Here is an 18,271-nt window from a genome sequence, read left to right as displayed (position 1 = left end):
CAACTGAACTCTAACAGAAGGAGCGGATGATCGTCATGAATCAAGATTTGCTCGATTCACATATCTGGGAAGAAGCATGGAAGACGGATCCGACCACGTTCGGAAATCGGATGAAGAATGCCGGTTTTGATCCTGTCCATGCCTTGGACCATAAAGCCAAAGAATTTGACAGGCAGGCGTTTAACGAAGAAGGCATGCGTAGAAAAGAGCGGATTATCGGCTGGCTGGAGGATCAAGGCGTGTCGTTCCAGGGAGCTTCCGTCCTCGATGTCGGAGCGGCTTCAGGCGGGTTTTCCGTTCCTTTTGCCGAGCGCGGAGCGGAGGTTACGGCTGTGGAGCCTTGCATTCCGCTGGCGAATTTGCTCCAGGAAAACGCCGGCAAGCTGAAATCCGGCAATGTCAGACTGGTGCGCGAAACATTCGAAGCGATCGATCTCGATAAGGCAGGGTGGCGGAACGCCTTCGATCTCGTTTTCGCCTCGATGTGTCCAGCCGTCACGGATTGGCAGAGCGTTGAGAACTTGATCAGCTGCGCCCGCCGGTACTGCTATATCAGCCTGGCCGCAGGCGGACACGAACACGGCCTGGTGGACGAGATCTGGCCCCTGGTTACGAACAGGCCACGCGATCCCGATCATTCCGAAATGATCTATCTGCTCCAACTGCTTTATCTCAAAGGCTATGCCTATGCCTCGCTGATTACCAAAGAAATGAAAACGACGGAATTGTCCGTCGAAGCCGCAACCGAAGAAGCGATAAACAGACTGAGCCTGCTGCAGCTGCCCGTAGATGAGAATACGCGCGGTATTGTTACGGATTATTTGAAACGCACCTATCCGGACAATAAGGTCGTGTTCCAACAGGGAGGACGTTTTGGAAAAGTTCTCGTTCTGATTCGCGATCGTCAGATGTATTCTCGGAATAAAAAGGGATAAGGACCAGCCAGCCTTGGTTTGTAATGAGAGATGGGTCATGAGGGGGGATTGCGGAGAAGAAGCGGCATCAAGGCGCCGCTTCTTCTTTTCTCTTATCATAGGCGATCGATGCGACGGCATCGTGCAAATGAATCGATTCCTCGTTCCGGCAGGTGACCGTAAAAGCCCGTACAGCGTTCATCTCATATAAGTCCGCGGCGACCAGACGCGCCATATCCTCTACAAAGCGGGGATTTTCATAAGCTTGCTCCGTAACGCGTTTCTCGTCCGGACGTTTCAAAATCGGGTGGAGGGCGCTGCTTGCGTTGGATTCGGCTGCTTCAAGGAACGCGGTTTTCCAATCCTGATCAGAGAAAGCGGACGGATCGATCTCGGCGCTCAGCGTGACCATCCCGCGCTGATTATGGGCGCTGTATTCGCTGATTTCTTTGGAGCAGGGGCATAAGGTGGTGACGGCCACGCTCATGCCCAGCGTGATTGCGGGCGCTTGACCCTTCTCATAGCCGACATGTATGGAAACCTCCGCGTGATTCAGCCCTGTCTGTCCTGTAACCGGGGCGGAGCGCTCGTAAAACCAAGGGAAGGTTATCGTTAATTCCGCGCGTTCCTGGTCCATAACCCGGGCAAGCTCTTGAGCAAACTCGCACAATTCCGGAATTTCGGCTGCCCAACCCTTCTGGCGATAGCGCTCCAATTGCTCCGTCAAGCGGCTCATGTTGATGCCTTTGGATTCCCGGCGCAGGCTGGTTGCAAGCGAAATCGCGGCAATGCTGGTTTGCAGCCTGGGAGCCAGCTCGGAACGAACTTGTATCGGGTGCCGAACCTCGCAGATGCCCACCCGATCAAGGGGAAACAGGAAATCTTCCCGATGATTTTGCAGGTCGGCCATTTGTTCTTTGGTCGTGGGCTTGTCCCCGGGAACGGGAGCCGTGGAGCCGAAACGTCGATGACGCTCCGGCTTCGCGGGGAGAAGCGGCTTGGCGATCGTTGGTTGCATCGTATACTCCTTATCCTGTGGCGGCAAAGCGTCACTGATATTTTAATTGTAATAATTACTATTATGAGTGTACTATAAAATACTATCGAGGTAAACAGGAGTTGGAGAAGCCGGCCGAAGTCAATCGGAGCGGGGAAGCATTGACAGAATTCCAATAGAAGAGATATGCTTATTTTTATTGTAATTATTACAATTAAAGCGAAGGGAGACGAATAAATTGTCCCATCCTGTACCTATCTATCTGTTTTGCGGTTTTCTGGGGAGCGGAAAGACGACGTTGCTCAACAATGTATTGGATTTTCTGCAGGAATCCGGGAAAAAGCCGGCCGTGGTCATGAACGAGCTTGGGGATATCAATATAGACGGGCAAATTATCGGACAGAACGTGCCAATGGCCGAAATGTTAAGCGGCTGCATTTGCTGCACGATCAGCGGCGATCTGGGGATGACCATTTACGAGCTATGCCAGACGCACGAGCCGGACGTGATTTTGATCGAAGCGACCGGAGTGGCCAATCCGCTGGAGATCATCAATAGCGTAACGGAAACCTCCTTGTTCCTGAAAACGGAGCTGAAGCATATCGTGACGGTTATCGACGCCCCTTCTTTTCTGGAATTGCGCCGCGGCGTCAAAGGGAGAGTTTATCGTTTAATGGGCGAGCAAATTTTGGCGGCCAGTTCGCTTATTTTGAATAAAATCGACAAGGTTTCCGCCGAGGATTTGCCGGAGCTGGAGCGGGAAATCAGGGAATGGAACGCGACCGCTCCGCTCTACAGCACCGTGTATGCCCAGGGGGGCTTGGATTTTCTTCACGAATCGGCGGATCTCGGCGATTCCTGGCGAGCCGCGGCGAAGCAGCCTGACGTCCACGACGGATCGGGTCATCACGATCATGCCCACGAGCATGCACACAATCATACCCACGATCACGATCATGATCATGATGGAGCAGAGCATGCGCCGACCTACCATCATTCCCATGACCATGTGATGGTGTACACGCATTATTTTGATAATCCGATTCAGCGCGAGCCGTTTGAAGCCTTCATTCAAAACCTTCCGTCGAACGTTTTCCGGGCCAAGGGAGTATTGCAGTACGCGGACGAGAATTCCCCCACCCTGTTCCAATATGCGTTCGGGCAGCTGGAATCGTTCCAGATTCGCCCGCAGAAGCAGCTGCCGCAAGTTGCCGTGCTTATCGGCGAGCATTTATCGAAAACGGATATGGCTCTAGCTTTAGAAAAGCTCGAGAACGATTCGGAGGCGAGCCGCATCGGGGGGGTGAGCGTCGCAGCTGAAGAATGATACGTTGGCGACAATTTCGGGGGGCAGCAAAGAGGGTGCCCCCTAAGGAAACGGGACACCCAATTGGAACAGCATACTCAAACACGGTTTTGCTTCATATGCTTAAAAGCTGTAATTGTATATAATAATTGGTCTTCTGATAGTTCGTAGGAGACAACGTAATTATCTATCCGGATGCGGGATCCGTTTCTGCCAATTCGGGAAGGATCGAAATACATTCCCATTTTTGTCGGTCAATTTCACAAACATGAGATCAGCTCCTTTCCTATTATTATAACCTACAATCCGCGTCAGGTTAAGCGAGCCAAGATTATCCGGCAGCGCAGCGGTTTAACTGCTCTTCGAACCAGCCGCGGTCCAGGTTTTTGCCGATGATGACGATTTCGCTGTGGCGTTCCTCGTCTTCCCGCCATTCCCGGTCGACCGCCATTCCGAACAGCATATGAACGCCCTGGAAAACAAAGCGCTTGTTCATCCCTTTAATATTCAAAATCCCTTTGTAGCGGAAGGTGTCGGGGCCGTGCTCGGCAATCCATTCTTGGATAAAAGCGTCCAGCGTTTCCAGGGAAAGCGGACGCTTCTCCCGAAGCACGAGAGAAGAGACCGCGTCATGATGGTGATGGTGATCCCGGTCCAGAAATTTCGGATCGATCTCCAGCTTTTTCGCCAAGTCGAACGCCTGTACGTCCAGAATGGATTTGACATCGATGCTGCCTTGCCGGGTCAAGTACGTTCGGGCGGTGGGATTGATCGTCAGAAGCCGCTCCTGCAGCTTCGCGAGGGCGGGGGAGTCGACCAAATCCGTCTTGTTCAGCAGGAGAATATCGGCGAATCCGATCTGCTTCTGGGCCTCGTGGCCGTCATCCAGGTGCTGGGCGATATGATAGGCGTCCACGACCGTTACGATCGCGTCGAGCTGATAGAACATCGCAATTTCCTGCTCGGCCAGCAGTGTCTGCGCCACAGGGCCCGGGTCGGCGAGGCCGGTCGTTTCGATAACGACCCGATCGAAGTCGATCTTCTTCCCGGTGTTGGACAGTCCCAGCCGGGCTTCCGTCAATTCTCCCATAATCCGGACGAGATCCCCGCGAACGGAGCAGCAGATGCAGCCGTTGTTCATCTCCAGAATTTCCTCATCGGCTCCGACGACGAGCTGGCCGTCAATCCCGGCGTCTCCAAACTCGTTCACGATGACGGCGATTTTCTCGCCATGATTTTCATGCAAAATATGGTTAAGCAGCGTCGTCTTTCCCGCCCCCAGAAAACCGGTCAGCACTGTAACGGGGATTAAAGCGCCATTTTTTTCAACCTTCATGCTTGTTTCCTCCTCGTCTGGGAATAGATTTCGAATTATAAATGTAATTATTACGATTAATAAATTAAATTATACTTGTCCTCTAAAAAGATTGTCAATCCGCAAGGTTAAATGCAGTTAAATGATAGCGATAGATTAAATGTAATTATTACGATATAATGAACAAAAGCTTTTGCGCAGCGCTCATGAAATTCAAGGAAACGAGGTGCAGTTTTTCGATGGTGCCAAGGAATGGAAAAAGAATTCCGGTGACGGTATTGAGCGGTTATCTCGGGGCCGGAAAAACGACCCTATTAAATCACATTTTACAAAACCGCGCGGGATTAAAGGTTGCCGTCATTGTGAACGATCTGAGCGAAGTGAATATCGACGCGGACCTGATCCGGGAAGGCGGGCAGCTCAGCCGTACGGACGAAAAGCTGGTGGAGCTGTCCAACGGCTGCATCTGCTGTACGCTGAGGGACGATCTGCTGCTGGAGGTCCAGCGCCTGGCCACGGACAATCGCTTCGATTATATTCTCATTGAATCGACGGGCATCGGAGAACCGCTTCCGGTCGCTCAAACCTTCACCTACGCCGACGAGCCCGACCAGATCGATCTGTCGAAGCTGGTTCGTCTGGATTGTATGGTGACCGTTGTGGACGCCTACCATTTCTGGAAGGATTACAACTCCCGGGACAAGCTTAAGGATCGCGGACAGGCAACCGATGAAGGGGATAGGCGCAGCGTCGTTCAGCTGATGGTGGAACAAATCGAATTTTGCGACGTGCTGATTCTCAATAAATGCGACATGGTCGGCGAAGAAGAGCTGATGCGATTGGAAACGGCGCTCAGGGGAATGCAGCCGCAAGCCAAGCTGATTCGAGCGATTCACGGAAAAGTGGAGCCCGGGGAAATTTTGAATACGCATTTATTCGATTTTGAGACGGCCAGCCAATCCGCGGGATGGATCAGAGAATTGGAAAAGGAGACGCATACGCCGGAGACGGAGGAGTACGGCATTTCCTCGTTCGTGTACAGGCGAAAAATTCCGTTCCATCCGGAGCGGCTGCGCGAGTGGTTAACGAAGTGGCCCAAATCGGTCGTGCGCAGCAAGGGGATTATGTGGATCGCGACGCGCAACGATATCGCCGTCGCCTTCAGCCAAGCGGGCGTGTCCGCCCAGCTTGCCCGCGAAGGCCGCTGGGCGTCCGCGCTTTCCGAAAGGGAGCGCAATGAATATTTTCAATCCGGATACGAAAGATCGTCCGATTGGGACGAGAAGTACGGGGACCGGGTGACCAAGCTGGTGTTCATCGGCATTGACATGGATAATTCGGAAATCTCCCGTTCTCTCGACCAGGCTTTGCTGACTCTGCAAGAATTGCAAAGCGACTGGCATCTGTTCAAAGATCCGCTGCCTAAGTGTTAAGATTTAAGGGATCAGGTTCCTTCAAAATTGAGCGAGTGGAGAGGAGATTATATGGCACACGCGGCTCCTTGTTATGAAATCGTCAACCCCCAGGACAGGCAATGCCCGCTAACCGCTCGTCTGAACAACCTCTACGGGACAGTCGAGCCCAAACCCGGCCCGATCGAGAGATTCGAACGGACCGTCCAGGTTCCGCAGGGAATGGGGAACGGATATTGGCAGCATACCCGGCTGCGTCCGTCCGTCGATCTGGTGTTAAGCGAGGCTTGTTTTCAGCGGCCGATCACTTTAAGCAGCATCGAGAGGGAAGAAAGCGTTAATCTCGGATTTTGCCTGGGCGAACGCATTCACTGGCGCATGGAGGGGAAGAAGGAGGAGATGGCGCTGGATACCGGAGAGGTGATGGCGTATGTCAATACGGAAGCGCCGAACAGCTGCCAATACGATTCGGGACGGTTGTTCAAGGGATTCACCCTCAAGCTGGACCCGGCCAGGCTGAAGGAGGAATGGCAGCTTCCGCTGGACGACTGGCTGGCCGCCTTGACGCGAAATCCCGAGTCGTTCGCCAATCGCCAAGCGACGCCCGCCTTGCAGCGGCTCGTTCGGGAGATCGTCCAGTGCCCGTACCAAGGCGACATCAAGCGAATGTATTTGACCGGCAAAGCGTTGGAGCTGACCTCCGTATATTTGCACGAGATGGTGCTGGAACGCGAAGCGGGGACGGCGCAGCCCGGGTTGACCCGAAGCGATATCGCCAGCCTGCATCGGGCCAAGGAGCTGTTGGACGGCAATTTGTCCTCGCCTCCCGGGCTTCGCGCGCTTACGAAGCTGGTTGCCCTGAACGAATTCAAGCTGAAAAAAGGCTTTAAACAGCTGTTTGGGATGTCCGTGCATGCCTATGTGATCGACAGAAGAGTGGAGACGGCATACGCGCTGCTGCAGGAGGGGAAACGAACGGTAACGGCCGCCGCCCATGAAGCGGGCTTCGCGAGGGCCGGCCATTTCTCCGAATATTTCAAACGCAAGTACGGCATCACTCCTTCCGAATACCAAAAGTCGCTTCCCGCAAAGCATCAGATTTAATCCGAAATCGTAGTGCGCGCTCCGGATTTGGGCTTCTCCGACAAGCGGGTTTATGAGAAGATAGCCCTGATTGAGAATCATTTTCAATTAAAATACATCAGGCCAAGGAGTGACTGAGCTTGCGTGCCAGACTCAAAAGTAAAGATTACATTCTGATTGGCGTTTTCAGCATTCTGATTTATATCGTAAACGCCATCGTCGGCTTTGCGTTGACGCCTGTGATGGCGACCGCCGCGATGCCGCTGATTTCCGGGATTTGTCTGTTTTTCTCCGCTGTCGTCTACCTGATCATGGCGATGAAAATCGGCAAGAGGGGCGTGCTGCTTCTGCTTGCCGTCGTGACGGGGGTTATTTATACGGTCATGGGCGTTCCGCTGATGCTGCCGTTTTTCGTCTTGGCGGGCCTTCTCGGGGAGGCGGTTCTGTGGCAGGGAGACGGGAGCCAGTATCGCCGGCTGAAGCGGCAGGCGACGGCTTATGCCGTGTACGGGGCGTTATTCGGAATCGGCGCCTATGTTACCGTGTACGTGTACGGCAGCGACTATCTCGAGAAGATGTACGATGAAGAGATGAGAGGGAGCATGCTCGAATTCGCCCATTCGCCGGCATGGATCGTCGGGAGCATGGCCTTTTCGTTCGTGCTGACGCTGCTGGGCAGCTGGTTCGGGGCGAAGCTGCTGAACAAGCACTTTATTAAAGCCGGGATGATCAAATAAAGCAAAGACTTCGGTAAGGTGGGTTGAGATGAAGACCAGTGCGGAAATGTCGGGTTTAATGCAAATTGCCGGGGAGAAAAAAGGACTGTTGATCGTCGCTGGCATTTTTTCGGTTGTCTCCAGCTTGCTGCAGATGGCCCCTTTTGTTGCGGTGTACAAAATCGTCGAGGAATTGCTGACGCACGCGCGGCAGCCTTCCGGTATCGACAAGGACTTGATTCTTTATTGGGGCATCGCCGCCCTTGCCGCCTTGGTTGCGGTGCTCGTATCCTTCTATATCAGCGGGATGTGCTCTCATATCGCGGCGTTTAACATTCTCTATCGGCTTCGGGTGCGGTTGGCCGATCATGTGGCCAAAGTGCCGATGGGCTACCATACGAAAACGGCCACAGGCGAGCTGAAAAAGATCATTGAAGTCAGCGTGGAGAAAATCGAGAAATTTGTCGCCCACCAGCTCCCCGATTTGGTCAGCGCGGTGGTCATTCCGATTCTGCTGCTCGGCTACTTGTTCTGGCTCGATTGGCGGATGGCGCTTGTCCTGCTGCTTCCGATCGGCGTGTCCTTCTGGCTGCAGGCCCGGATGTTCGCCAGCGAGGCCGGTCAGCAGGCCTATCGCGACTTTCAGTACGCAGTGGAGGAGATGAACGCGACCGGGGTGGAATATGTCCGCGGGATGCCGGCGGTCAAGGTGTTCGGCATTACGGCCGACTCCTTTCTGACCTTCAAGCAGGCCGTAACCCGTTACCGCGACATCTCGCTGCGCATTACCCATCTGTGCAAGGTGTCGTACAGCCTGTTTTTCGTCATGATCATCTCGCTGTTTACGTTCGTCGTTCCCGTCGGCCTGCTGCTGCTCGGCGGCCAGGCGGGCGATCAGTCGTTCGCGATTACGTTTATTCTGTTTCTGCTATTCAGTCCGAGCCTGTCGATTCCGCTGCTCAAGCTGCTTCAGTTCGGCGGCGGGCTGCGGGAGATCGTCGAGGGCAACAAGCGGATCGAAGCCGTCTTCGCCGAGCCGGTCGTGGCCGAGCCGGCCGTTCCCCGCGTGCCCGAGCATTACGATATTTCCTTCCGGCAGGTTTCCTTTGCGTACGAGCGGCAGGACAGCAAGGATTACAAGCCGGTGCTGCGGGAGATCGATTTCGTGGCCAGGACGGGGGAGATGACCGCGCTGGTCGGCCCTTCGGGCGGCGGCAAATCGACGATCGCGAGCCTGCTGCTCCGATTCTGGGACGTGCAGCAGGGCGACATTGCGATCGGCGGCGTATCCATTCGGGACATCGGCACGGACAAGCTGATGGAGCTGATCTCCTTTGTGTTCCAGGACGTGCATCTGTTTTACGATACGATCGAGGAGAACATTCGGATGGGCAACGCCGCGGCCTCCAAGGAGGAGGTCGTCTCGGCGGCGCGGGCGGCTTGCTGTCACGAATTTATCGAAAAGCTGGAGATGGGCTACGACACCAAGATCGGCGAAGGCGGCACCTATTTGTCGGGAGGCGAAGCCCAGCGGATCGCGATTGCCCGGGCGCTGCTCAAGAACGCCCCGATTCTCGTGCTGGACGAAGCGACGGCTTACGCGGACGCGGAGAACGAGCATAAAATTCAGGAGGCGCTGGCCCGGCTCGTGCAGGGAAAAACGGTGCTGATCATCGCCCACCGCCTGTCGACCATTCGCGCGGCCGAGCAGATTCTCGTCGTTCGCCAAGGAGAAATTGTCGAGCGGGGAACGCACGATCGTCTCCGCGAGGAGAACGGCCTGTACGAGCAAATGTGGCAGGCGCATATCCGGGCGGCATCCTGGAGGCTGGGAGCAAGCGGCAGCCCCGGGGTCCGCGCGAGCGCGGTCGAAGGAGGACAGCGGGGATGAACAACTATTTCTACAATATTTCGGGAGGAAAAATAAGCAGTCTCCTTCCTTCCGGGTTCGCCGCGCTGCTGGACGGCCTTGCCAAGATGGTTCCCGCCGCGCTGCTGGTCGATCTGTTCAACACGATCTACATCTCCTTCGCCGAGCCGGACACCGGCTTGAATGTGGCGCGCATGTGGATCGTCTGCGCGATTCTGTTTGTCTGGCTGGCCGTGGAGTACGTCGCTTACGCGTCCTTGTACGACAAAACGTACGGCGTCGCTTACAGCCTGGCCGCAACGGGACGGTTAAGCCTGGCCGAGCATATTCGGCGGCTGTCGCTCGGCTTTTTCGGCCGGCGCGATCCGGGCGACCTCACCAATCTGCTGCTGGGCGATTACGGGCAGGTCGAGCATACGATCTCGCACAATGTGCCGCAGCTGATCAGCGGGCTGGCGCTGCCGCTGCTCGCTCTGGCCGGGCTGCTGTTCGTCGATTGGCAGATGGCGCTCGCGATGTTCGTCGCCGCTCCGTTCGGCGCGCTGCTGCTCTGGGCGACCGACTCCGTTCAGGCGAAGCTCAGCGCAACGCATGTGAAGGCCAAAAACGAGGCGGCCAGCCGCCTGCAGGAATATTTGACCGGCATTCGCGAGATCAAGGCGCATAACATGGGCGGCCAGCGCTTCGAACGGCTGCGCTTGTCCTTCGACCAATTGAAGAGCGCTTCGATCCGGCTCGAAGGCATCATGGGGCCGATGATTATGGGGGCGATGCTGCTGACCCGTTCCGGCATGACGCTGATGATTCTGACCGGCAGCTACTTGCTCGTGGGCGGCGAGCTGTCGCTTCCCGTCTTCCTGCTGTTTCTGCTGGTCGGCACCCGAGTGTTCGAGCCGCTTACCGTCGTGCTGATCAATTACGGCGAAATGCGCTATTCCGCCTTCAGCGCGGAGCGGATTATGGAGGTGCGGCGGGAGCAGCCGCTGCAGGGAACGGGCTCCGTGCAGCCCGGGCAGCCGATCGTCTTCGATCGGGTGACGTTCGGCTACGACGCCGGCAAGCCCGTGCTGCGGGACCTGTCGTTTACGATCGAGCCGAATACGATTACGGCGCTGGTCGGACCCTCCGGCAGCGGCAAGAGTACGGTGACGCGTCTGATCTCGCGGTTCTGGGATGCGCAGCGGGGGACGATCGCGATCGGCGGCGAGCCCGTAAGCGGCGCCGATCCGGAGCGGCTGCTGCAGCATATCTCCATGGTGTTCCAGGACGTCTACCTGTTCCAGGATACGATCGGCAACAACATCCGCATCGGCAAAATGGACGCCACGCAGGAGGAGATCGAGGAGGCGGCCAAGCGCGCGCAGTGTCATGAGTTTATCCGCAATCTGCCGCAAGGCTACGATACGCCGGTCGGCGAAGGCGGCTCGACGCTGTCCGGCGGGGAGAAGCAGCGGATTTCGATTGCCCGCGCGCTGCTCAAGGACGCCTCGATCGTGCTGCTGGACGAAGCGACGGCTTCCCTGGACCCGGAGAACGAGGCGGCCGTTCAGGAGGCGATCAACGAGCTGGTGACGGGCAAGACGGTTATCCTGATCGCCCACCGGCTGAAGACAATTCAGCATGCGGACAAAATTCTCGTGCTCGATCAGGGGCAGCTTGCGGAGGAAGGCACCCACGACGAGCTGCTGGCTCGGCAGGGGCTGTATGCGCGCCTCTGGCAGCTGCAAATGAACACGGACGGATGGCGGGTCAAATGACGCTTAAGCGAATCGAATTCGACCCACGCGCCCAATTGCTGCTGCTGGTCTTCGTCAGCGCGGCCAGCTTCTGGGCGGAGCGGCTGGCGCTGCTGTGGATCGTCGGAGGGATGGCGGCGTATTTGCTCGTGCAGGGCATGTACGGCGGCGCGATTCGTTTCGTCCTGCTGGCGGCCGCCTTCTTCCTGATCCAGGAATGGAGCTCGCACTTCTCGTACGGTCTGCTGACCTTCGTTACTTTCTTTGCTTTTCTGGGGCTGCGTTTGCTGCCGGTGCTGATGGCGGCTTCCGCGTTGGGGAGAACCCCTTCCGGCCAATTCATCGCGGCGCTGCGTACCTTTCGCATCCCGATGGGCGTGCTGATCGCGGTTGCCGTCGGCTCGCGGTTTCTCCCCGTCATTCGCACGGAGTACGAGGCCATTCAGCTGTCGGCGCGCTTGAGAGGCTTGTCTCTGGCGTCTCCGCGAAACTGGCTGCGTCCATTGCGCACGTTCGAATACGCGATCGTCCCGCTTTTGATGCGAAGCCTGAAAATCTCGGACGAGCTGGCCGCCTCGGCGACGACCAAGGGAATCGATTATCCGGGCAGGAAAACAAGTCTTTATCCGATTGCCTGGAGGCTGCAGGACGTCGCGATTTTGGCGTTGGCGGCGGCCGGACTGCTCGCACTCTTTTACTTCGGGGGACTGTCGTGAAGCGGAAACAACGAATGATTGAAATCGACAACGTCTCTTTTCAATACGACGACGCCTTCGAGCAGCTGAGCAATGTCAGCTTAACGGTCTATGAAGGCGAGTGCGTCGTCGTAACAGGGCCCTCCGGAAGCGGGAAGACAACCCTTACCCGCATGGTCAACGGCTTGATTCCGAACCACTACGAAGGCCGGCTGACCGGCTCGGTCCGGCTGCGGGAGCAGGATGTGAGCGGCATGGCGGCTTGGGATTTCGGACGCCTCGTCGGGAGCGTGTTCCAGGATTCGCGCAGCCAGTTTTTCGCGGCTGTCGTGGAGGAGGAAATTGCCTTCAGCGGCGAAAATTACGGCATGGACCCGGCGGAGATTCGCGCGCGGGTGGACCGGTTGGCCGCGGAGAGCCAATTAACCGCGCTTCTGAAGCAGGAAGTACATCGTCTCTCCAGCGGAGAGAAGCAGAAGGTGGCGGTGGCCTCCGCCTGCCTGGCGGACCCCGAGCTGTTCGTCATGGACGAGCCTTCGGCCAATCTGGACATGGCGGCGACCCGGCAGCTGGCCGATCGGCTGGCGGCGCTGAAGCGCAGCGGCAAAACGATCCTGATCGCCGAGCATCGCCTGTACTACTTATTGCCGTTGGCCGACCGGATCGTCTATATGCAGGACGGAGAGATTCAGGCGGAATGGACGCCCGCGCAATTGACTGCGCTGGCGCCGGAGGAATGGCGGCGCCTCGGTCTTCGCTCGCCGGTCGTCCGCGCGCCTTCCGTTCCTGCCTTCGGCGGAACCCGCGCGCAGGAGCGGTTAGCGCTGGACCGCGCGGCGATTGCTCCCGGGCGGCTCAAACCGGCCGTACTGGAAGATATCCGCTTCTCCGTGGGCCAGGGAGAGATCGCGGCCATCGTCGGCCCTAACGGGGCCGGAAAAACGACGCTGGCCAAAACGATTTGCGGATTGCTGAAGGAGCGGGCGGGAACGGTTGCCATGGACGCACAGCCGTTGAAAGCCAAAGATCGCTTGAGGCGGACGTGGTTCGTCCTCCAGGATAGCGATTATCAATTGTTTTCCGACAGCGTCCTGAACGAATTGCTGCTGACGCACGAGCGCGAAGAGGATGCCGCCGAACGAGCGGAAAGTCTGCTCAGGGAGCTGGATTTATGGGCGTTCAGGGACCGCCATCCGGCGTCGCTGTCCGGCGGACAGAAGCAGCGGCTTACGTTTGCGGTGGGGCTGATGAACCGGCCCGAGCTGCTCGTGCTGGACGAGCCGACTTCCGGGCTGGACGGCCGGAACATGCGCCGCGTCGTAAAACTGATCCGTCAAATGGCCGATACCGGCGTTACGATTTTGGTCATCACCCACGATTATGAGCTGCTGTTCGGCGCGTGCGACCGGCTGCTCTTTTTTCAGGGGCATCGCTTGCAAGCGGATCTCGAAATCACTGAACGGAACGGGGACGCCGTTCTTCGCTTGATGGAGACTTTGGAGCCTATTGAATAGCTAGTGTCCGTTCCCTAACTTGGGTCGTACAAGAGGATCGATGGAAGGAGATAGATGCGACTTACACCCATTCATCGATCATCTTTCTGTACGACTTTTTGTATTTAGGGGACGGCCCCACTCGATTTTAACCAGGTAAGGAGGAGAGCCGGTTCTCCAACTTGATGGAAAGCTTCTTCCTTTTTAGAAATTGCAGGCAGGGATCTTCCTTAAAAAGAAGAAATAACAAAGAGGTTGGGCTATGATAAATGCAGGAGAACCTGGGGAGTTGAGGGTATGGCAGATGCTTGGAACAAGAAGTATGTGCTAAAACATAAAGATGCTGCGGTTGCAGAAATCGAGCTTGACGAGGCGACAGGGGCAATCTCGGCGATCGGGAACGTCTACGATACGCGTCACGTACCCGTTGGAATAGCCGTAAAAAAGGGGCGAATCGATCGTGCCGCTCTCAATGAATGGTGGCGCGGCAGAGCCATTCCGGCCAGCCGGGACGGCATTAAAGAAGCGCTGCTCGAATTGAAGCTTGCCACGACCCATAAGCTGCTGGACAAAAGCTTGGGACTCAGCTTGTCCGACCAGTATTGGATTTGTCCCTCCGGTTCGGACGCGGATTGGCGGCAGTTCAATTTTTTTGACCATGGTTTCTCCGAAGACGTTGGCAATGTGCTATTGGGCAAGGGGGGGGCAAGCGATGCCATTAGTTTAATGTCGCCTGACAATACGTCGGATGGATGGTTGAAAAAGAAATGGACCATTATCGAAGGCAAGCGCTGCCTCATTAAAGGCGGGAGCGGGGCGACCCAGCAGGAGCCGTATAACGAGGTGTTGGCAAGTGTGCTTATGGAGCGCTTAGGCATTCCACATGTTCCCTATACGCTGATGGTACAGGAGGATTATCCGTACAGCGTATGCGAGAATTTTATTACCCCGCAGACGGAGCTGGTTACGGCTTGGTACATCATGCAGACGCAGCAAAAACAAAATCATGTGTCGGTATACCAGCATTATGTGAATTGCTGTGATTCGCTTGGCATTTCAGGGATTACAGACGCACTTGACCGCATGATCGTGACGGATTATTTGATTGCCAACGAGGATAGACATCAGAACAATTTCGGCATTGTGCGAAACGCTGATACCTTGGAATGGCTGGGGGCGGCTCCGATTTACGACAGCGGTTCGTCGCTGTGGTTTTCCAAGCCGACGCCGCTTATTTCGGCAGCGGGAAAAATAACGTGCAAACCGTTCAAGCAGGACCACAATGAGCAGATAAAGCTCGTTACCTCCTTCGACTGGCTCGATCTATCCAAGCTGCGTCATATTGAAGATGAATTTCGAGAAATACTGAAAGGTTCGCTGTTTGTCGATGAAGCAAGATCCGATGCGTTATGCAAAGCTTTGCGCAAGCGAATCGAGATGCTGGCTGAAATCGTTCATTCCCGTACGCCTCACGTTTGGGTGGATGATCGCAGCGGCGATGTGAAGGAGAATATTGCTTATAGCGGGCAAGTAGAAGATGACTTGGGACAATAGACTTAAATGAAGGGTTGTCCTTAAAGACAAGGCTTCCCATGAAGGGAGCCTTATCTTCTGTTGGTCGATCGGGCCAACGGCGCTTACGTTAAAATCGGGGCCAGATGCTCCAGCGCCAAGGAGCGTATGCGCTGCTCTTGCGGAATATTTTCATACAGAAGATGGCTTTTTCCTGTCCGTTCCAGCTGCTGGCTTATAGCCGCAATGCGCCCCTTGTTAAAGTCGATAAAACGGAAATCCACCTGCCGCAAGTTCTCCATCTCCCCCATAGGAGCAAAAGCTTCCGCCTTAATGGCCGTATTGATCTCCCTGAGCTCCAGAACCTCAAGCCGCCTGGCGCTCCACAGCTTCCCGATGTCCCGCAGCGATTTCATGCAGCTTAGCTCCAACTGCCGCAGGTTGCCCAGCTTCGAGAAATCGCACAGACGCTCTACCTTGGACAGCGATAAGCCCAGATAGCTCAAGCCGCGCAATTGTCCTACGGCTTGGATGTCGCTCAGATTGCGCACGGAGGACAGGACCAGCATGCTTACGTTCGAGTCGGCCAACACCTCGAGCGGCCCTTTTAATTCGCAGCTATCGATGGACAAATATTGGATCGCCGGCAGTTCCGTCACGACATCCAAACGATCGATCGCGCAGTTCAGCACCAGCGTATCCAGACGGGCGCATTCCGCTATAGGGGCCAGGTTGTCGAATTTGCCGTGCAGCTCAAGATAAGTTAATTCGTTATAGCTGCGGATAAAATCCAGATTTTGCGCTTTTTTGGGCGAGCTTACGTTCAGGAAACGCATTTGCTTTAAGGCGCCAAGCCGGGTCAAGTCCTGCGGCAGCCGAAGGTCCAGCTTCAGAGCGGCTGCGTGCTTCATCGACGCAAGCGTCTCCAGAAATTCATCCGTATAGCGGGTTTTCTCGTCCCTGTTCCAGATATGCAGAATCAGATCCGGTCGTTTGGCGAACACCCGCGCATCCAGCTCAAGCAGCTCCTCCGTCAAATCCACGCCGACAAGAAAGCTGACGGTCGCCCGGTGGCGCAGCTGCTCAACCGCAGCGTTCATTTTCTCTTCGTTCCAGGGAACTCCCTGTATGGAAGCGTGCCAATTCATGCTCTGTCCCCCTCAGACTAAGTTTTGTGCGGCTGTTCCATGCCGCCAAGCCCGGCAGCTTACCACTGCTCCAATACGGTCTCCAAATCTTGTTTGAGCAGGTCCGTGCGGTAGCTCAGCTTTTTCTTCTTCAGTTTCTCTTCCAGAATAGCGACGATTTCCCTCAAATCCCGCTTAAACAGCTCCTTCAGAGCTTCAAGGGCGAACTCGCCCTCCTGTCTGGTAAAATGTCTCGTAAATTCGAGCTTGAGCTGTCCGCCGCGCTTGGCGAGCTTGCCGATCTGCAGGCGGGGACGAATATAATAAGGTTCCGCAAAATGAGCCGGGACGTCTTCCTCCGAATGAAAATATTCGTAACGTACGGTAGGCGAAGGGTCGTCGTGGTGGCTGAACCAGCATTGAAAGGCCAAATAGTCGAAGTCGACCCCGTATCGTTCCTGCCGCATATCCCGATCGAGCCGTTCCCGCAGCTCTCGCAAGCTATCTACGAACGGCTGGACGGACTGCTGATAATTGCCCGAACGCACCAGGCGAACCGGGTTTTTAGGCAGGGGATTGCGCTGGGCAGCCAAGCTAGAGATCCCGTAGTCCGTCGGATCGCGGCCGTCGTCGATGACAAAGCTGTCTCCCCGTTTGCTCCAGCCTTTGGCGGTTCCTTCAATCGTATGGAAGGTTCGCGTTCGCAGACTGGAATAATAGGACCCATTGATCCATTTCTCCGCAATTGCCTCGACAGGCTCCCGTTCCCCCCAGCCAACAAGCCGCAGCGCTTCGCATACGCGCACCAGCCTGTTCCACTCCCGAATGTTCGCATAGTCCAAGTAACGGTCGTATTCGGCCAGCAGCGCCCGGCGCAGCGTATCCGGCGACGGTTCCTTCCGAATGCGGGCGGTCAGCTGCTCTAACGTTTCCATTAAATAAATATCGTCCAGCATACGGTACAACGCCTCCCCGATCGCCGCGATTTCTTTTTCGACAATCTCTCTCTTCATTATTGCTTCACCCGCTTTTTCTCTCAAGAGACCAATGTCACAAAATACCGCGCTCCAACTTCTGGTTTATCCTGCGAATCGGGAGATTTATACTGTAGGAAATCGGAACGAATTCACATTCAAACGGAGGAGAGCGGGATGAACCAACCAAAAGGAAGCAGCCCGGGCGTCCCCAGCTGGGATGAACGATATAACGGAGACTTATACGTATACGGGGAGGAAGCGAACCTGTTTCTGCAGGAAGCGGCGCGAACGATTCCGGCGCAGTCCCGGGTAGCGGCTTATGCGGAGGGAGAAGGGCGCAATGCCGTGTTTCTGGCCAAGCTTGGTCACGAGGTTACGGCTTATGACTACGCGCAAGCGGGGCTGCGCAAAACGGAAGCGCTGGCGGTCAAAAATGGCGTTCAGGTGCGAACGGTCCATGCGGACTTGATCGAAGACGAGCTGCCGGTTGAGCGGTACGATGCCGCGGTAATGATATTCGGTCATTTCCCGGGAAAGGATCAGTATCGGGTGTTGGACAAAATCCTCGGCTCGTTAAAGCCGGGCGGTCGCCTGCTGACGGAGGTGTACGAGAAGACGCAAATCGACTATGGTACCGGCGGTCCCAAGGATGCGGACTGGTTGTACGACGCGGCGGAATTGCTGGCATGGGGGAAGCGGCTGCGGCTTAAACATTTTTTCGCGGGCGAAGCGGAGCGGACGGAAGGGCTGTATCACAGCGGGGTCTGCCATGTCGTGCAAATGGTCGCGGAAAAGCCGGATCTCACATGAGAATCCGACCCGGTACTCAACTTACGTATTCGACTTCTTGTGAGCCAGCCGCTGCTTGAACTTCTCGACTCTTCCGCCGACCTCGAGAAACTTCTGCTTGCCCGTGAAGAATGGATGGGAAGCGGAGCTGATATCGACGCGGATGACCGGATAAGTGTTGCCGTCCTCCCACACCATCGTTTCATGGGAAGAGCGGGTCGATCCCGACAAAAACTTGAAATCCGCAGCGGCATCGTAAAAAATAACCGTATGGTATTGCGGGTGCGTGTTGTTTTTCATCAGCGGCTCTCCATTCTCTAAATGTAATT

General features: G+C 55.8%; 16 protein-coding genes. 11 read left to right on the top strand and 5 right to left on the bottom strand.

What is annotated here, in order from left to right:
* Positions 1 to 35: 35 nt before the first annotated feature.
* Positions 36 to 935, top strand: coding sequence for a class I SAM-dependent methyltransferase (locus ACFFT4_RS11035; protein ID WP_378047597.1), 900 nt, complete (start codon positions 36 to 38; stop codon positions 933 to 935).
* A gap of 67 nt (positions 936 to 1,002) precedes the next feature.
* Here the strand turns inward: ACFFT4_RS11035 and folE2 are convergent, their stop codons facing one another.
* Positions 1,003 to 1,932 (bottom strand): GTP cyclohydrolase FolE2, encoded by a 930-nt coding sequence (gene folE2, locus ACFFT4_RS11030; protein ID WP_378047596.1) that lies wholly within the window; start codon positions 1,930 to 1,932, stop codon positions 1,003 to 1,005.
* A gap of 217 nt (positions 1,933 to 2,149) precedes the next feature.
* On the opposite strand from folE2, the gene ACFFT4_RS11025 reads away from it, so the two are divergent.
* A complete protein-coding gene (locus ACFFT4_RS11025) occupies positions 2,150 to 3,238 on the top strand; it encodes a CobW family GTP-binding protein (RefSeq protein WP_378047594.1) in 1,089 nt (362 codons plus the stop codon).
* Between the two features lie 310 nt (positions 3,239 to 3,548).
* Here the strand turns inward: ACFFT4_RS11025 and ACFFT4_RS11020 are convergent, their stop codons facing one another.
* Positions 3,549 to 4,553 (bottom strand): CobW family GTP-binding protein, encoded by a 1,005-nt coding sequence (locus ACFFT4_RS11020; RefSeq protein ID WP_378047592.1) that lies wholly within the window; start codon positions 4,551 to 4,553, stop codon positions 3,549 to 3,551.
* 218 nt (positions 4,554 to 4,771) lie between these two features.
* On the opposite strand from ACFFT4_RS11020, the gene ACFFT4_RS11015 reads away from it, so the two are divergent.
* The 8 genes from ACFFT4_RS11015 (at position 4,772) to ACFFT4_RS10980 (ending at position 15,091) form a co-directional block, all read left to right on the top strand.
* Positions 4,772 to 5,965: a GTP-binding protein gene (locus tag ACFFT4_RS11015; protein ID WP_378047590.1), complete on the top strand. Its 1,194-nt coding sequence runs from the start codon at positions 4,772 to 4,774 to the stop codon at positions 5,963 to 5,965.
* Positions 5,966 to 6,016: 51 nt separating this feature from the next.
* The gene (locus tag ACFFT4_RS11010) at positions 6,017 to 7,048 is read left to right on the top strand and encodes a helix-turn-helix transcriptional regulator (protein WP_378047588.1); all 1,032 of its coding nucleotides are present in this window, start codon (positions 6,017 to 6,019) and stop codon (positions 7,046 to 7,048) included.
* Between the two features lie 119 nt (positions 7,049 to 7,167).
* Positions 7,168 to 7,764, top strand: a complete 597-nt coding sequence (locus ACFFT4_RS11005) for an MptD family putative ECF transporter S component (RefSeq protein ID WP_378047586.1) — start codon at positions 7,168 to 7,170, stop codon at positions 7,762 to 7,764.
* A gap of 28 nt (positions 7,765 to 7,792) precedes the next feature.
* A complete protein-coding gene (locus tag ACFFT4_RS11000; protein ID WP_378047584.1) occupies positions 7,793 to 9,634 on the top strand; it encodes an ABC transporter ATP-binding protein in 1,842 nt (613 codons plus the stop codon).
* The gene (locus tag ACFFT4_RS10995) at positions 9,631 to 11,370 is read left to right on the top strand and encodes an ABC transporter ATP-binding protein (protein ID WP_378047582.1); all 1,740 of its coding nucleotides are present in this window, start codon (positions 9,631 to 9,633) and stop codon (positions 11,368 to 11,370) included. The genes ACFFT4_RS11000 and ACFFT4_RS10995 overlap by 4 nt, the downstream gene beginning before the upstream one ends.
* Entirely contained in the window at positions 11,367 to 12,065 is a 699-nt protein-coding gene (locus ACFFT4_RS10990) for an energy-coupling factor transporter transmembrane component T (RefSeq protein ID WP_378047580.1), read from the top strand. Before ACFFT4_RS10995 ends, ACFFT4_RS10990 begins: the two co-directional genes overlap by 4 nt.
* Entirely contained in the window at positions 12,062 to 13,558 is a 1,497-nt protein-coding gene (locus tag ACFFT4_RS10985; RefSeq protein ID WP_378047578.1) for an ABC transporter ATP-binding protein, read from the top strand. Before ACFFT4_RS10990 ends, ACFFT4_RS10985 begins: the two co-directional genes overlap by 4 nt.
* Before the next feature lie 276 nt (positions 13,559 to 13,834).
* A complete protein-coding gene (locus ACFFT4_RS10980) occupies positions 13,835 to 15,091 on the top strand; it encodes a HipA domain-containing protein (protein ID WP_378047576.1) in 1,257 nt (418 codons plus the stop codon).
* Between the two features lie 83 nt (positions 15,092 to 15,174).
* Here ACFFT4_RS10980 and ACFFT4_RS10975 read toward each other — a convergent pair whose 3' ends face one another.
* Together ACFFT4_RS10975 and ACFFT4_RS10970 are read right to left on the bottom strand one after the other, a co-directional pair.
* Positions 15,175 to 16,197: a leucine-rich repeat domain-containing protein gene (locus ACFFT4_RS10975; RefSeq protein WP_378047574.1), complete on the bottom strand. Its 1,023-nt coding sequence runs from the start codon at positions 16,195 to 16,197 to the stop codon at positions 15,175 to 15,177.
* A gap of 59 nt (positions 16,198 to 16,256) precedes the next feature.
* Positions 16,257 to 17,189, bottom strand: a complete 933-nt coding sequence (locus ACFFT4_RS10970; RefSeq protein ID WP_378047572.1) for a hypothetical protein — start codon at positions 17,187 to 17,189, stop codon at positions 16,257 to 16,259.
* A 138-nt stretch (positions 17,190 to 17,327) separates the two neighbouring features.
* Here ACFFT4_RS10970 and ACFFT4_RS10965 point away from each other — a divergent pair, with 138 nt between their 5' ends.
* Complete coding sequence (locus ACFFT4_RS10965) at positions 17,328 to 17,963, top strand: class I SAM-dependent methyltransferase (RefSeq protein ID WP_378047571.1); 636 nt, start codon at positions 17,328 to 17,330, stop codon at positions 17,961 to 17,963.
* Between the two features lie 21 nt (positions 17,964 to 17,984).
* On the opposite strand, the gene ACFFT4_RS10960 is transcribed toward ACFFT4_RS10965, so the two are convergent.
* Complete coding sequence (locus ACFFT4_RS10960) at positions 17,985 to 18,242, bottom strand: type B 50S ribosomal protein L31 (RefSeq protein ID WP_378047569.1); 258 nt, start codon at positions 18,240 to 18,242, stop codon at positions 17,985 to 17,987.
* Positions 18,243 to 18,271: the final 29 nt, after the last annotated feature.

Source organism: Cohnella cellulosilytica (assembly GCF_042431195.1).
GTDB classification, from domain to species: domain Bacteria; phylum Bacillota; class Bacilli; order Paenibacillales; family Paenibacillaceae; genus Cohnella; species Cohnella cellulosilytica.
The sequence above is the reverse complement of the archived record's forward strand: the minus strand, read 5'-3'. Positions and strand labels throughout refer to the sequence as shown.

Bases quoted from the DNA above. Each gene is read 5' to 3' on its own strand.
- ACFFT4_RS10970 (WP_378047572.1), bottom strand. From the start codon at position 17,189: ATGAAGAGAGAGATTGTCGAAAAAGAAATCGCGGCGATCGGGGAGGCG.
- folE2 (WP_378047596.1), bottom strand. From the start codon at position 1,932: ATGCAACCAACGATCGCCAAGCCGCTTCTCCCCGCGAAGCCGGAGCGT.
- ACFFT4_RS10990 (WP_378047580.1), top strand. From the start codon at position 11,367: ATGACGCTTAAGCGAATCGAATTCGACCCACGCGCCCAATTGCTGCTG.
- ACFFT4_RS11010 (WP_378047588.1), top strand. From the start codon at position 6,017: ATGGCACACGCGGCTCCTTGTTATGAAATCGTCAACCCCCAGGACAGG.
- ACFFT4_RS10960 (WP_378047569.1), bottom strand. From the start codon at position 18,242: ATGAAAAACAACACGCACCCGCAATACCATACGGTTATTTTTTACGAT.
- ACFFT4_RS11035 (WP_378047597.1), top strand. From the start codon at position 36: ATGAATCAAGATTTGCTCGATTCACATATCTGGGAAGAAGCATGGAAG.
- ACFFT4_RS11020 (WP_378047592.1), bottom strand. From the start codon at position 4,553: ATGAAGGTTGAAAAAAATGGCGCTTTAATCCCCGTTACAGTGCTGACC.
- ACFFT4_RS10975 (WP_378047574.1), bottom strand. From the start codon at position 16,197: ATGAATTGGCACGCTTCCATACAGGGAGTTCCCTGGAACGAAGAGAAA.
- ACFFT4_RS11015 (WP_378047590.1), top strand. From the start codon at position 4,772: ATGGTGCCAAGGAATGGAAAAAGAATTCCGGTGACGGTATTGAGCGGT.
- ACFFT4_RS11000 (WP_378047584.1), top strand. From the start codon at position 7,793: ATGAAGACCAGTGCGGAAATGTCGGGTTTAATGCAAATTGCCGGGGAG.
- ACFFT4_RS10995 (WP_378047582.1), top strand. From the start codon at position 9,631: ATGAACAACTATTTCTACAATATTTCGGGAGGAAAAATAAGCAGTCTC.
- ACFFT4_RS10965 (WP_378047571.1), top strand. From the start codon at position 17,328: ATGAACCAACCAAAAGGAAGCAGCCCGGGCGTCCCCAGCTGGGATGAA.
- ACFFT4_RS10980 (WP_378047576.1), top strand. From the start codon at position 13,835: ATGGCAGATGCTTGGAACAAGAAGTATGTGCTAAAACATAAAGATGCT.